Source organism: Clostridium sp. MCC328, from assembly GCF_018785465.1.
In the GTDB taxonomy this organism is placed as follows: domain Bacteria; phylum Bacillota; class Clostridia; order Lachnospirales; family Lachnospiraceae; genus Pilosibacter; species Pilosibacter fragilis.
In genome coordinates, this window is sequence record NZ_WQPW01000132.1 from 53,032 (window position 1) to 65,029 (window position 11,998).

The following is an 11,998-nucleotide window of genomic DNA, read 5'->3' on the forward strand; positions in this document are numbered from 1 at the left end:
GCTCCGGGGCGAAGTTAAACTGCCGGAAATACAAAAAGGCGGCTGCGAAATCGAAAAGCAGTCATGTAAAAGAGAAATGGAGAAATCAATATGAAATTATCAGAACGCCTGGAGCTGGTGCTCTCGTTTGTGGAACCTGGGGAGTCCGCGGCAGACGTTGGGACGGACCACGGACATGTTCCGGTGGAGCTTGTCAGGAGAACGATCGTGAAGAAGGCCGTGGCTATGGATGTGCGGAAAGGCCCGTTATCCAGGGCGACGGAGAATATTGCCCTGGCTGGACTTGCGGATAAGATCGAGACGAGACTTTCTGACGGTGTCGCAAAACTTCAGCCCGGTGAGGCAGATTCTGTCGTGATCGCCGGGATGGGCGGCGAGCTGATCATTAAGATCCTGGAGAACGGAAGACATATGTGGGATTCAGTGAAACAGTGGGTCTTATCGCCGCAGTCGGAGATCTTTAAGGTCAGAAGATGGCTTTTTGAGAACGGTTTTGTGATCCGGAAGGAAGATATGGTCCTTGAAGATGGGAAATTTTATACGGTGATGGATGTGCGGAGAGAGAAAGACGCAGATTCTGAGGGAAAAATAGTGGATCCGGATGTTTTAAGCCTTTCTGAGGACAGCCGCATGCTTTACGGCGATTATCTGATCCAAACGAAGAACCCGGTTCTTCTTACATATCTGAAGGAGGAAGAGGCGAAGATTCTGCGGTTCATCGAGGATCTTTCCGCGAAAGCGGGAGATTCCGGGCGGGCGGCAGAGCGGCTTTCCGAGTTGAAATTACAGTTAAAAGAAAATCAGGAGGTACAGCATGAAATGTAGGGAGATCATTGAAATCTTAGAGACGCTTGCGCCGAAGTCCTGTGCCTGTGACTGGGATAATCCGGGACTTTTAGCGGGGCGGATCGACAAGGACGTGAAGAAGATCCTTCTGACGCTGGACGCGGATGATGCGGCGGTGGAGCGGGCGAAGGAGATCGGGGCAGATATGCTGTTAAGCCATCATCCGCTGATCTTTAAGCCGGTGAAGCATGTTTCGGACGAGGATTTTATTGGAAGACGGCTTGTGTCCCTGATCCAGTCGGATGTGTCCTACTATGCGATGCATACAAATTTTGATTCGGCACCGGGGTGTATGGCAGATATTGTGGCGGACCGGTTGAATTTTACCGATCAGAAGCCGCTGGAGGCCATGGGAGAGATTTCCGGGACGGAGTACGGAATCGGTAAGACAGGATCGTTGAAAGTGCCTATGAAGGGCTTGGAGCTCGCGAGAGAGGTTAAGAACCGGTTTGGACTTCCATTTGTGACTGTTTATGGAAGTGAACTCTATGAGGATACTCCAATTGTGAAGGCAGCTACCTGCCCGGGGGCCGGCGGAAGTGAGCTTAATGAGGCGCTCAAGGCAGGCGCTCAGGCATTTATCACCGGAGATATCAGTCACCATGAGGGAATCGACGCGGCAGCTCAGGGGATGATGATCATTGATGCAGGGCATTATGGGCTGGAGCATATCTTTATGGATTTTATGGAAGGTTTTTTGAAGGAGAAGCTGCCTGCTGATATTAAGGTCGTGAAGATGGCGGTGAAGTTTCCTGCGGTCGTTGTGTAGGTAATTGGCTTCGGGGACGCACCGGTCAGCCTCAACCCGGGATCGGAGGCTGACCGGTGCTATAGATCGAAGTGAAATTGCTGTTGCTGATGTTGTGAATGTCATCAGCGGAGAGGTTGTGTGAGGTGGTTTTATGGCAGTTGTAAAGGTGAATGGAATCGAAAAAACGTATCCGGAGGGAACAACCTATCTGGAGATCGCGAGAGATTTTCAGGATCAGTATGAGAATGATATCCTGCTTGTGCGGGTCAATGGAAAGCTCAGGGAGCTCGAAAAAACGCTGGCGGGAGATTCTGAGATTTCTTTTATCACAGCGAAGGAAAACGCAGGTTATAAGACTTATGAGCGCAGTGCGATCTTTCTGATGCTGAAGGCGTTTTATGAGGTAATTCCGAGAGAGAAGATCAGGAAGATCCAGATCGACTTTGCGCTGGGAAACGGGATTTATGGAGAACTTGTCGGGGATATTCCGGTGGACGAGAAGCTGCTGACTTCAGTGAAGGTACATATGGAGAAGCTTAGGGACGCAGCGATCCCGGTGAAAAAGCGGAGTGTCAATACAGATGACGCGGTGGAGCTTTTTGGAAAGCATGGGATGCATGATAAGGAGCAGCTGTTCCAATATCGTCGGGCGTCGCGGGTGAATATTTACAGCATTGGGGAGTTTGAGGACTATTTTTATGGATATATGGTTCCGGACACCAGTTATGTGAAGTATTTTGACCTTGTTCCGTGTCATGCGGGATTTTTGCTCCTGCTTCCGGTGAAAACGGATCCGAAACATGTGGAGCATCCGGCGATCCGGGAGAAGCTGTTTTCAATCCTGCATTCTTCCTACCGCTGGAGTGACAGCCTTGAGGTACCGAACGTCGGCGCATTAAATAAGATGATCGTGGACGGCAGAGGGCAGGATCTGATTCTGATGCAGGAGGCGTTGCAGGAAAAAAATATCGGTCAGGTTGCTGAGAAGGCAGTGAAGGATCCGGACCGCAGGATCGTGATGATCGCGGGACCGTCTTCGTCCGGTAAGACAACCTTCAGCCACAGGCTTTCAACTCAGTTTGCGGCACTTGGATACAATCCGCATCCGATTTCTGTTGACAATTATTTCCGCAACCGGGAAGAGTATCCGCTTGACGAGAACGGGCAGCCGGATTTTGAGGCGCTTGGGTGCGTGGATATTCCGCAGTTTAATGAGGATATGAACGCTCTGCTCTCCGGCAAGACCATCGAACTTCCACGGTTTAACTTTAAGACCGGCAAGAGGGAATACAAAGGCGAAATGCTGAAGCTTGGAAAGAAGGATATTCTCGTCATCGAGGGCATCCACTGCCTGAATGACGCGATGTCCTCAGAACTTCCGAAGGACAGTAAATTTAAGATCTACATCAGCGCCCTGACCCAGTTGAATGTGGATGAGCACAACCGGATCCCGACAACTGACGGACGACTGATCCGCCGGATGGTGCGGGATGCGAGAACGAGAGGAACCTCCGCGTTAGAGACGATCGAGCGCTGGCCGTCGGTGCGCCGCGGCGAGGACAAGAATATCTTCCCGTACCAGGAGAGCGCCGATGTGATGTTTAACTCCGCGCTTGTGTATGAGCTTGCGGTATTGAAGCTCTATGCGGAACCACTGCTCTTCAATATCCCGAGAGACAGGGAAGAGTATGATGAGGCGAAGCGGCTTCTCAAATTCCTGGACTATTTCCTTGCCATCGACAGTGATGTGATCCCGAAGACTTCGATTCTCAGGGAGTTCATCGGGGGAAGCTGTCTGAATGTGTAGTTGTATCCGTTTTTTTCTGTGGTATTTTCATAGGAGTGTGCATCCATATGGACATTATCTGTAAAGTTACTGTTCACGCCTTGCGCAAACAGTAACTGATTTTGCCGATGCTTCGCATTCCAAATCGGCAAAATCCACTACCACCACTGTACTGTACGGAATTTTCAGTTCAGAAAATTCCTACCCGTGTACAGTAACTCTGTAAAAGCCGTAACGAAAAAAATATAAACACACGTCTGGACATCAAAATAAATATATGCTAAAATAAACAAGTTCTGAGTAAGACAGATGGTCGCTGCTGCAGTTCTAAGGGATGCAGGAGAGGAAAGTCCGGGCTTCAAAGGGCAGGGTGCCGGATAACGTCCGGCGAAGGCGACTTCAGGGACAGTGCAACAGAAATAAACCGCATGGAAACATGTAAGGGTGGAAAGGCAGTGTAAGAGACTACCGCCTCAATGGTAACAGGGAGGGCACATGCAAACCCCACTCGAAGCAAGGCCAAACAGGAAGCATAAGGCGGCCCGTCTGCTTCCGGGTAGGCCGCTTGAGCCGTCCGGTGACGGACGGCCTAGATAGATGACCATCCAACGACATAACCCGGCTTATCGTCTTGCTCAGAATATTGAATAAGGAAAATGATGAAGACCGCTTTCCAGGATCTCGGGTTGAGATTTTGGGGAGCGGTCTTTTTAAATCCTATGATAGATACATAAATGCAGGAAAAACTGTAGCTTTTTTGTCACCTGAAATGCGACACAAATACTAATATCTGTGATATGATAGAGAAAAAGAAGGTCTGCAGGTGAACCTGCGGTGAATCAGGGGGGTATTATATATGCGTGAATGGATGGATTTAAATGATGATGGAGAAATCAATGCTTTCGAAACAGATAATGAAAGATGAAATGCTTTGTACTAGTCGTGAAGAGCATATAGCATTGTTCGGGGGTGCCGTGTATTTTGATGATGATAGTGATGAGGATGATGATTTCTAACATTGTGTTTGATTGGAGATAGTGATAGTTGCATGGCAGGCTGGGATTTAAAATGTGGTTTAATAACAAAATATGACTTAGATGAAGAGTATATATGGTCATTGTTCAACTATGTATTTTCAGATGAGTGCAGAAAAAGAAATACATATAAATTTGGTTTGATTAAGGCAATTTTGGATAATGTTTTTTCGGGAAAAAGCAAAGAACAAGGTATCTATTATACGTATGAGCAGTTATTTGCCAAATTTGCAGAAAACTATTGGAATTTAGTTGTTAAGTACCATTTGTGTCAAATGAGAAAAGATGGAAAATCGGAGTATTCAAAGATAGAAAAAATTTTCCAGGAAGCAACAACGGAAAATCCGTTGTTATCCATATTAGAGTTTGCATCTATTGAAGAAGGAAAGAGAACAAGTATAATTAAATTGGTTGTGCAGGAATGCAAAAAGAATGTTATTGGGGCACTGTATAATGATTTTGATGGAACGATTTATTCATTTGATTTGAAAGAATCTGGCCTCACATTGAATCCCTGTGTTTATGAGTTTATATTGAAACATAAATACGAACTTGAAAAGTTAAATTATTATTCCTGGGCGCGTATGCTGGAGCAAATTAACAATGATGATGTTCTGATCAGAGTAATTAACAAATTGGAATTATCAACACCGCGCAGAGATAATCTGTCGGTATATAGAGAAATTCTTAGAAAAGAATTCGAAGAGAATACATGCTTTTATTGCGGAAAAAAATTGCAGAAGAGCATTCACGTAGACCATTTTATTCCATGGTCATTTGTAAAAGATGATAAGATCTGGAATCTCGTTTTATCATGCGCAGAATGCAATGAAGGATGTAAACTGTTTTAAATCAATTCGATATGCTTTAATTGTCTTATAGTCTAGTCTTTTCTATGATTTACAGTATTCAAGGTATTTCTCAGTAATGGGAATAAGTGTATTCATGTGTAAGTATCTCCTTTTTATAATTCAGTTATTGTTTTTAGAGTTATTAGGAACCTGATCCATTTTACCTCTTATTTATATCGACAATGAGTGGAAAGACTTTCAAAACGCGGAAGCGTGTGTAATGTGTAAAATGTGGAATGCACATTGTGTATTGTAAATAGGTCGTTGGTGTTTAAAAGAATAGAAAAAGGTATATTCAAGTGCTATAATATAAGTGTTGGAAGAGGTTGAACAATTCTGATATGGGAGGTATTCGTTCTATGGCAGAAGAAAAGAATATAGATCCATTAGTTTTCATGCAACAGGAACTGTGTGATATGTGGGGGATCAACAATCAAACGAAGTATGTGTTCTATTATGATGAAAGTAATAATTGCAGAAAGTTTTGGGTTGATGATAGTAAGCAGCAGTTTAATACGGATCATACAGCTGACTTTGTGCTGGCAGGGTTAGTAAGAAAAGAGGAAGAAAAAGTAGAAGCTTCGCTTGAAACATTCCGCAAACCATTAAAGTTGCAAGCAAATGTAGAAGAGATTAAGTTTAAAAATCTGTATGCAAAAGGTGATTTTTTGCAGTGTGTGAAGGAAAGACGATTATTTGAAACTTTATCATGGATAGATAAATCGCCTTTTTATATTCATTACACTAATGTGAATAATTTATTTTATACACTTGTTGAAATATTCGATTCCATTGTAAAACCTGATGAGATAAGTGAATTTGGATATGACTATTTTAAAATGAAGAGTGTATTTTATTATATGTTTAAAGGGAAAGCAGACGCATTACAAATCTTGATGTTCAAATATAAGTACCCCAATATACAGCGGGAGGATGTAGAAGCATTTTGTAATGACTTACTGTTCTTGCTCGGGAGCAGGAGAGAAATGAAGGAAGAGGAAAAGTTCCTAGCAGGAATGCTTGCCAGGGCAGCACAGAGTGATGAATTAGTATTTTTACATGATAACGATGATTATGTTATGCAGGAAAACTATGCGGAATTCTATGCTGACCCTATCCGAAAATATCAGAAGTCAAGGCACATATTTGATGAGGAAACGACAGTACAGGACATAGTAAAAAAGCAGATAGCAATGGGGGAGAATATGGCAGATAATTTCAAGTTTGTGAAATCTGAGACAGACATATTCGTGCAGTTATCGGATGTAGTAGCAGGGATTTTAGGAAAACTATTTAAGTACATAAATTCCACAAGTGTAAATCAGCGTAGAAGAGATGTTGAAGGTTTATCAAAGCTTCAGGTTGAAAATATTTTACTGATTGATAAGCTACGTATGGAAGCAGATCGGGAGAATCCCGGATTTTTATGTTCGATTGGTCCTTGGGATGGGATAGGAATACTTAATAGATTTTTCGAAATGGTAAAGAGCAGAAAGGAAAAATAGTTTGAATCGGGAGGTTTGATGATATGGATGTTTTTGCAATAGAAAAAGGAAAGGCACTGAAACTTTCAGTAGATGAATTTGAAAAACAGACATGCCACGATTATCCTTATTACAGAACTAATAAGGATAAACGACTTTCTTTGTATTCGATTTGTCCTGAATGTGGAAATCCAATTCAGATTGTCAATATGTATGGGGAAGAAATGATGCAGAATGTAACCCATAAAGTAACTCTTTATGGGAAACATACAGGTCGAGCGGTAGAAGGCTTTCCGTATTGGAATGAGGCTGAGATGAAAAATTGCTCATTATATAAGCCATCACCATTGGGGAACACGGAAATAAGAACAAAAACAGAAGAGTCCGAGGAAATAAAAGAAATTATTGAAAAGAATTGGAGAAGGATAAAGCAGGATATTAGAGGTATTGTAGGAGTTAATATACCGAATTCTGTAATGGAACATATGTATGAAGTTTTTATGGAATCTCATGCGTATAGTTATAAAGCAGTAAATAAGTACAATATACCATATGCTATGCTTAGATATCAGGAAACAATATCAATTTATCACACTTTTTTGTTTGACTCTCCAATGAGCGAAATTGTAAAAGAGAAAATAAATAATAATAGTAAGTACTTTGAGATTTTGGATAAGGAAATAAAGAGAAAGTTAAGTGGAGGTTACAATTTAGGCATATACTTGACAAAATATCAAAAGAAAGAGCACAAGCAGTATATACATATGGTGGTATATGAAGTCGGTGGCCATGGGAAGGAAAGCAGAAATATTATCTTAGAAGAAAAAATAGAGATGAAATCTTGGATTTATACGTAAGTGTATAGAAATAGGTAATATAGTATATTTCTCATGATGGGAAAAGATGTTGTTTTTGGCAGAAATACATATGAGCAATATGAGGAGATATAGAATGTTTATTAGAAAAGTCAAAATTCATAATTTTAAATGCTATAAAGATTTTGAAATTACTCTTGAAGAAGGTTTAAACATTGTTGTTGGAGATAATGAAGCGGGAAAGTCTACAATACTAGAAGCTATAAATCTGGCACTAACCGGAATTATTAGCGGGAAGAGTATTTGGAATGAAATTTCGCAGTATATTTTTAATAAAGAGGCAGTAGATGAGTATATTGTTTTGTTAGGCACGGCACCTATAGCACTTCCATACATAACAATAGAAATCTTTTTTGGTGGGGATGAAAATCCTTTGATGAATGGGGATGCAAATTCAGATAGAGATAACAGTGCGGAAGGATTTTGCTTCAAAATTGCATTTAATGACAAATATGCAGATGAATATGAGGCATTAGTGCAACAGGGCAATGTTAAAAGCTTGCCAATTGAATATTATGATATTACATGGACAACCTTTGCCAGAGATGCAATCACAACACGTGGCATACCTTATAAATCAAGTTTGATTGATTCATCTGAATATAGATATCAAAGTGGAAATGATCTGTATTTGTCAAGAATTATAAAGGGGGCATTGGAACCGGAGGATATAACATCTATTGCACAGGCACATAGAAAAATGAGGGATACATTTATTAATGATCCTTCAATAGAAGCCATTAACAATAAAATAAATCAGGATGCAAGTTTGACAGATAAAAAAATAGCATTATCAGTAGAATTGGTTACTATGAATGCATGGGAGAATAGCCTTGTTACACAATTGGATGAAATACCATTTCATTATGTGGGAAAGGGAGAGCAATGTGTTGTTAAGACGGAACTGGCATTAGCAAAACGTACCTCACAAAATGCAAGTATTATTTTGTTAGAAGAACCAGAAAATCATCTGTCACATACAAGATTGAATCAATTGATTAAGTGTATTTCGGAACAATATGCAGAAAAACAGATACTTATTTCAACACATAGTAGTTTGGTTGCAAATAAGTTAGGATTGAGGAAAGTGATGCTACTTGAGAATTTAAGGATAATAAAATTTTCTGAACTATCGGGAGATACATATAATTTCTTTAAGAAGGTGGCTGGGTATGATACATTGCGAATGATTTTATGTAAGAAAGCTATTTTGTGTGAAGGAGATTCGGACGAGCTGGTGATTCAAAAAGCATATATGCAACTTAATGATGGGCGGTTGCCGATAGAGGATGGTATAGAAGTGATTTCCGTAGGTGTATCATTTTTACGTTTCCTTGAGATTGCAGATTGTATTCAGACAAAAATCGCGGTTGTTACAGATAACGATGGGGATTTGGCAGCTATCAACAAAAAGTATGAAAATTATATAGGTGCAAATCAGAAAGAATATATAAAGATATGTGTTGATGATGTTGTGGACACAGGGACACTTAAGATTGGCAAGAGTGATTATAATTACAACACTTTAGAACCGAAACTTTTGAAAGCTAATGGTTTAGATAAGTTAAATCGTATTTTTGGTACTGCTTATACGGATGAGGACGATTTGAGGAAATTTATGAAGCATAACAAAACGGAATGCGGATTGAAAATCTTCGAATCTTCTGAACAGATAGAAATACCGGAATATATTTTGGAGGCTATCAAATGGTAAATAGATTGATAATTGCGGCAGCAGGATCTGGTAAAACTACATATTTGGTTAGACAGGCGATGCAACAATCGGACAGTGTGTTAATAACAACATACACTATTGCTAATGAACTGGAAATCCGTAAAAAATTTGTAGAACTTAATGGTTGTGTTCCGCATAATGTTACCATACAAACATGGTACTCATTTCTTTTACAGCATGGGGTTCGACCATTTCAGGGAGTGGTCTTAGATGATAAGATTAATGGTATGATATTAGTTAATGAAAAGTCTGGGAAAAAATATAATGGTAAATATGGTCCGGTATATTATGCAGAAGAGGACTATAGAAATTTTTATTTCACGGATGGAATGAAAATGTATTCTGATAAGATTGCAAAATTTGTATGTCGTTGTGAAAAGGAGACTAAAGGAAGGGTTTCGCAAAGAATTAGCAGGATTTATCCTAAGATATATATAGATGAAATTCAAGATTTGGCGGGATATGATTTAGACATCATAAAAAGTATGTTGCAAGCGGATTGTGATGTGACAATGGTAGGAGATCCCAGACAGGTAACATATCATACGCATAATGAAGCAAAGTATAAGAAGTATGCGGATGGTAAGATAGAAGAATTTATTAGAAGTGAGTGTAAAAAAATAGATTGCATTATTGATAAAGAGACTTTGAATGATTCTTACAGAAATAACCAAAGTATATGTTCATATTCATCGCAGTTGTATGAAGAATATGGCGAAACTGGAACAAAGCAATTTGAGGTAACAGGGCATGACGGAGTTTATTTGGTAAGACCGAATGATGTTGATGCATATTTAGAAGAATTTAAGCCAATACAACTCAGGGAGAAGAGAACAGTAAAAGTAAATGACGGGTATTCTGCAATAAATATGGGCGAGTCTAAAGGATTAACATATGATAGAGTCTTAATTTATCCAACCGGAACAATGAAAAACTGGATGAAGGATCATTCAAAAAAATTGCAACCCAAAACAAGGTCTCAATTTTACGTTGCAATAACTAGAGCAAGATATAGTGTGGGAATTGTTTTTAATTATGATGAGAAAACCAATATTGAAGGTGTGGAAAAGTATCAGTAATTTGAAAATTGTGTTGTGTAATGTAGCAGTAATAAACTGTGACATATACGAAGGAGGAACGTAAAATGTTTTTTTTCTTTTATGGTGAACTAGGAGAATTGGAATATAATGCCATTGTCAAAAGTGCTTTTGAGAAGATGATGTTTGAAAAATTGCAATCAGAAGGATATTGTGATATTAATCCGTTAATAGGGCGACCGAGAACTTCTAAATCTGAAATTGAAAATAATTTGAAGAGATTAGATTCTCCATTAGCTAAGGTTTTCGCAGGAAAGTATGCTACAAACACTAAGGAACTCGAAACAATAATGCTACCGGTACTTAAAGAACTTGAAGAAAAAACATCAAAAAATAAATGTTCTTTTGATGAATACAATTATTTTGCCATTATTTATTTTATTTTTCAAATGTACAAATCTGTTGATAAGAAGCTTGATTGTGTAAAAGAGTTATACAGAACTTGGAATGAACATGAGCATGAGTATGATATCAGGATGTCAAACGGAATTGTTTTTGATGCAGCCAAGGTTGAGGTTAACTTCATATCTTCAATTAATCAGTATGTAGATTTTTTGGGACAAATAAGAAAAAATGATGGCAAACTGTTTTTTCGAGGGCACAGTAAAGTTTCTTATGATTTGAAACCATCGTTATTTCGAAAAGAAGAATGGTTATCAAACGAAAAGAAAATGTATTTAGAATTAATGGCGAAATGTCCTTTTGAATTTGAACGATTAAAATCTCATATAGAAAAACTGGCAGAAATGCAACACTATGGATTACCAACAAGATTGCTAGATATTACCCAAAATCCATTGATTGCACTATTTTTTGCCTGTGAATCCCAACATTCGTATCATGGTGAAATAATAATTTTTTCACAGAATCTGGATTCAATAAAATATTTTCAAAGTGATACTGTTGCAATGCTTGCATCACTTCCCTTATTTACCAAAAGTGAACAAATGCAATTTTACCATTCAAGTTTTATTAAGGCATCGAATGTGAATGATTTTAATGATAATGTTGAACGACTCGTTCACGAGGTGCGAATGGAACGTCCGGGGTTTAAATCGGAAATAAGGGCAGAGGATATAAGAGATGCTGTTGTTTGTATTCCTGCAAAAAAGAACAGAAGAATTGATAATCAAGAAGGCGCATTTGTTGTTTGTGGACTGCTTGATGAAATATATGGTAACAAAAAGTATAATACATTATCAAATCTGCGCTTAAAATTGGATAATAAAAAGATTGCAATCTGCATTATTGATAAAAAGGCCGAGTTATTAAATGAATTGGAAAGTTTAGGAATAAATAAGGCAAAGATTTATCCGGAAATAGATGACGTTGCGGATTATATAAAAACTCATGTTAATAAAACTGTATAAATATGGGAAATGCTTTGACATGAAGTATATGGGAGGCGCATGAACGTGAAATACACTATGCTGGAAAATGGATTAGATTTTATAATTACACCTAGATTATTCACGGATCAGCCGTGAAAGTGGCTGAAAGCCACATAGTTACTGTATTTTAGCTGAATATTGCTTTTCA

10 protein-coding genes and 1 other RNA gene are annotated in these 11,998 nt (G+C 39.1%); all 11 read left to right on the forward strand.

From position 1 onward, the window contains the following. Nucleotides 1–90 precede the first annotated feature (90 nt). The 11 genes from GPK83_RS15630 to GPK83_RS15680 all read left to right on the forward strand — a co-directional run bounded on the left by GPK83_RS15630 (nucleotide 91) and on the right by GPK83_RS15680 (nucleotide 11,829). The gene (locus GPK83_RS15630; protein ID WP_215705201.1) at nucleotides 91–825 is read left to right on the forward strand and encodes a class I SAM-dependent methyltransferase; all 735 of its coding nucleotides are present in this window, start codon (nucleotides 91–93) and stop codon (nucleotides 823–825) included. Next, the gene (locus tag GPK83_RS15635; RefSeq protein WP_215705202.1) at nucleotides 815–1,615 is read left to right on the forward strand and encodes a Nif3-like dinuclear metal center hexameric protein; all 801 of its coding nucleotides are present in this window, start codon (nucleotides 815–817) and stop codon (nucleotides 1,613–1,615) included. Before GPK83_RS15630 ends, GPK83_RS15635 begins: the two co-directional genes overlap by 11 nt. Before the next feature lie 133 nt (nucleotides 1,616–1,748). Continuing rightward, on the forward strand, nucleotides 1,749–3,404 hold the full coding sequence (locus tag GPK83_RS15640) for a nucleoside kinase (protein ID WP_118600313.1): 1,656 nt from the start codon (nucleotides 1,749–1,751) through the stop codon (nucleotides 3,402–3,404). Nucleotides 3,405–3,680: 276 nt separating this feature from the next. Continuing rightward, nucleotides 3,681–4,025, forward strand: an RNA gene (rnpB, locus tag GPK83_RS15645) — RNase P RNA component class A. 236 nt (nucleotides 4,026–4,261) lie between these two features. After that, nucleotides 4,262–4,399, forward strand: coding sequence for a hypothetical protein (locus GPK83_RS15650; RefSeq protein WP_215705203.1), 138 nt, complete (start codon nucleotides 4,262–4,264; stop codon nucleotides 4,397–4,399). Nucleotides 4,400–4,431: 32 nt separating this feature from the next. After that, nucleotides 4,432–5,268 (forward strand): HNH endonuclease, encoded by an 837-nt coding sequence (locus GPK83_RS15655; RefSeq protein WP_215705204.1) that lies wholly within the window; start codon nucleotides 4,432–4,434, stop codon nucleotides 5,266–5,268. A 359-nt stretch (nucleotides 5,269–5,627) separates the two neighbouring features. Then, complete coding sequence (locus tag GPK83_RS15660; protein WP_215705205.1) at nucleotides 5,628–6,773, forward strand: DUF3800 domain-containing protein; 1,146 nt, start codon at nucleotides 5,628–5,630, stop codon at nucleotides 6,771–6,773. A 23-nt stretch (nucleotides 6,774–6,796) separates the two neighbouring features. Next, nucleotides 6,797–7,609 carry a hypothetical protein gene (locus GPK83_RS15665; protein WP_117553070.1) on the forward strand — a complete coding sequence of 271 codons (813 nt, stop codon included), beginning with the start codon at nucleotides 6,797–6,799 and terminating at the stop codon, nucleotides 7,607–7,609. Between the two features lie 94 nt (nucleotides 7,610–7,703). Further along, nucleotides 7,704–9,341 carry an AAA family ATPase gene (locus tag GPK83_RS15670; RefSeq protein ID WP_215705206.1) on the forward strand — a complete coding sequence of 546 codons (1,638 nt, stop codon included), beginning with the start codon at nucleotides 7,704–7,706 and terminating at the stop codon, nucleotides 9,339–9,341. Next, on the forward strand, nucleotides 9,335–10,441 hold the full coding sequence (locus GPK83_RS15675; RefSeq protein WP_215705207.1) for a UvrD-helicase domain-containing protein: 1,107 nt from the start codon (nucleotides 9,335–9,337) through the stop codon (nucleotides 10,439–10,441). Before GPK83_RS15670 ends, GPK83_RS15675 begins: the two co-directional genes overlap by 7 nt. A gap of 65 nt (nucleotides 10,442–10,506) precedes the next feature. Beyond that, nucleotides 10,507–11,829 (forward strand): FRG domain-containing protein, encoded by a 1,323-nt coding sequence (locus GPK83_RS15680; RefSeq protein ID WP_215705208.1) that lies wholly within the window; start codon nucleotides 10,507–10,509, stop codon nucleotides 11,827–11,829. Nucleotides 11,830–11,998: the final 169 nt, after the last annotated feature.

Bases quoted from the DNA above. Each gene is read 5' to 3' on its own strand.
- GPK83_RS15630 (WP_215705201.1), top strand. From the start codon at position 91: ATGAAATTATCAGAACGCCTGGAGCTGGTGCTCTCGTTTGTGGAACCT.
- GPK83_RS15635 (WP_215705202.1), top strand. From the start codon at position 815: ATGAAATGTAGGGAGATCATTGAAATCTTAGAGACGCTTGCGCCGAAG.
- GPK83_RS15640 (WP_118600313.1), top strand. From the start codon at position 1,749: ATGGCAGTTGTAAAGGTGAATGGAATCGAAAAAACGTATCCGGAGGGA.
- GPK83_RS15650 (WP_215705203.1), top strand. From the start codon at position 4,262: ATGATGATGGAGAAATCAATGCTTTCGAAACAGATAATGAAAGATGAA.
- GPK83_RS15655 (WP_215705204.1), top strand. From the start codon at position 4,432: ATGGCAGGCTGGGATTTAAAATGTGGTTTAATAACAAAATATGACTTA.
- GPK83_RS15660 (WP_215705205.1), top strand. From the start codon at position 5,628: ATGGCAGAAGAAAAGAATATAGATCCATTAGTTTTCATGCAACAGGAA.
- GPK83_RS15665 (WP_117553070.1), top strand. From the start codon at position 6,797: ATGGATGTTTTTGCAATAGAAAAAGGAAAGGCACTGAAACTTTCAGTA.
- GPK83_RS15670 (WP_215705206.1), top strand. From the start codon at position 7,704: ATGTTTATTAGAAAAGTCAAAATTCATAATTTTAAATGCTATAAAGAT.
- GPK83_RS15675 (WP_215705207.1), top strand. From the start codon at position 9,335: ATGGTAAATAGATTGATAATTGCGGCAGCAGGATCTGGTAAAACTACA.
- GPK83_RS15680 (WP_215705208.1), top strand. From the start codon at position 10,507: ATGTTTTTTTTCTTTTATGGTGAACTAGGAGAATTGGAATATAATGCC.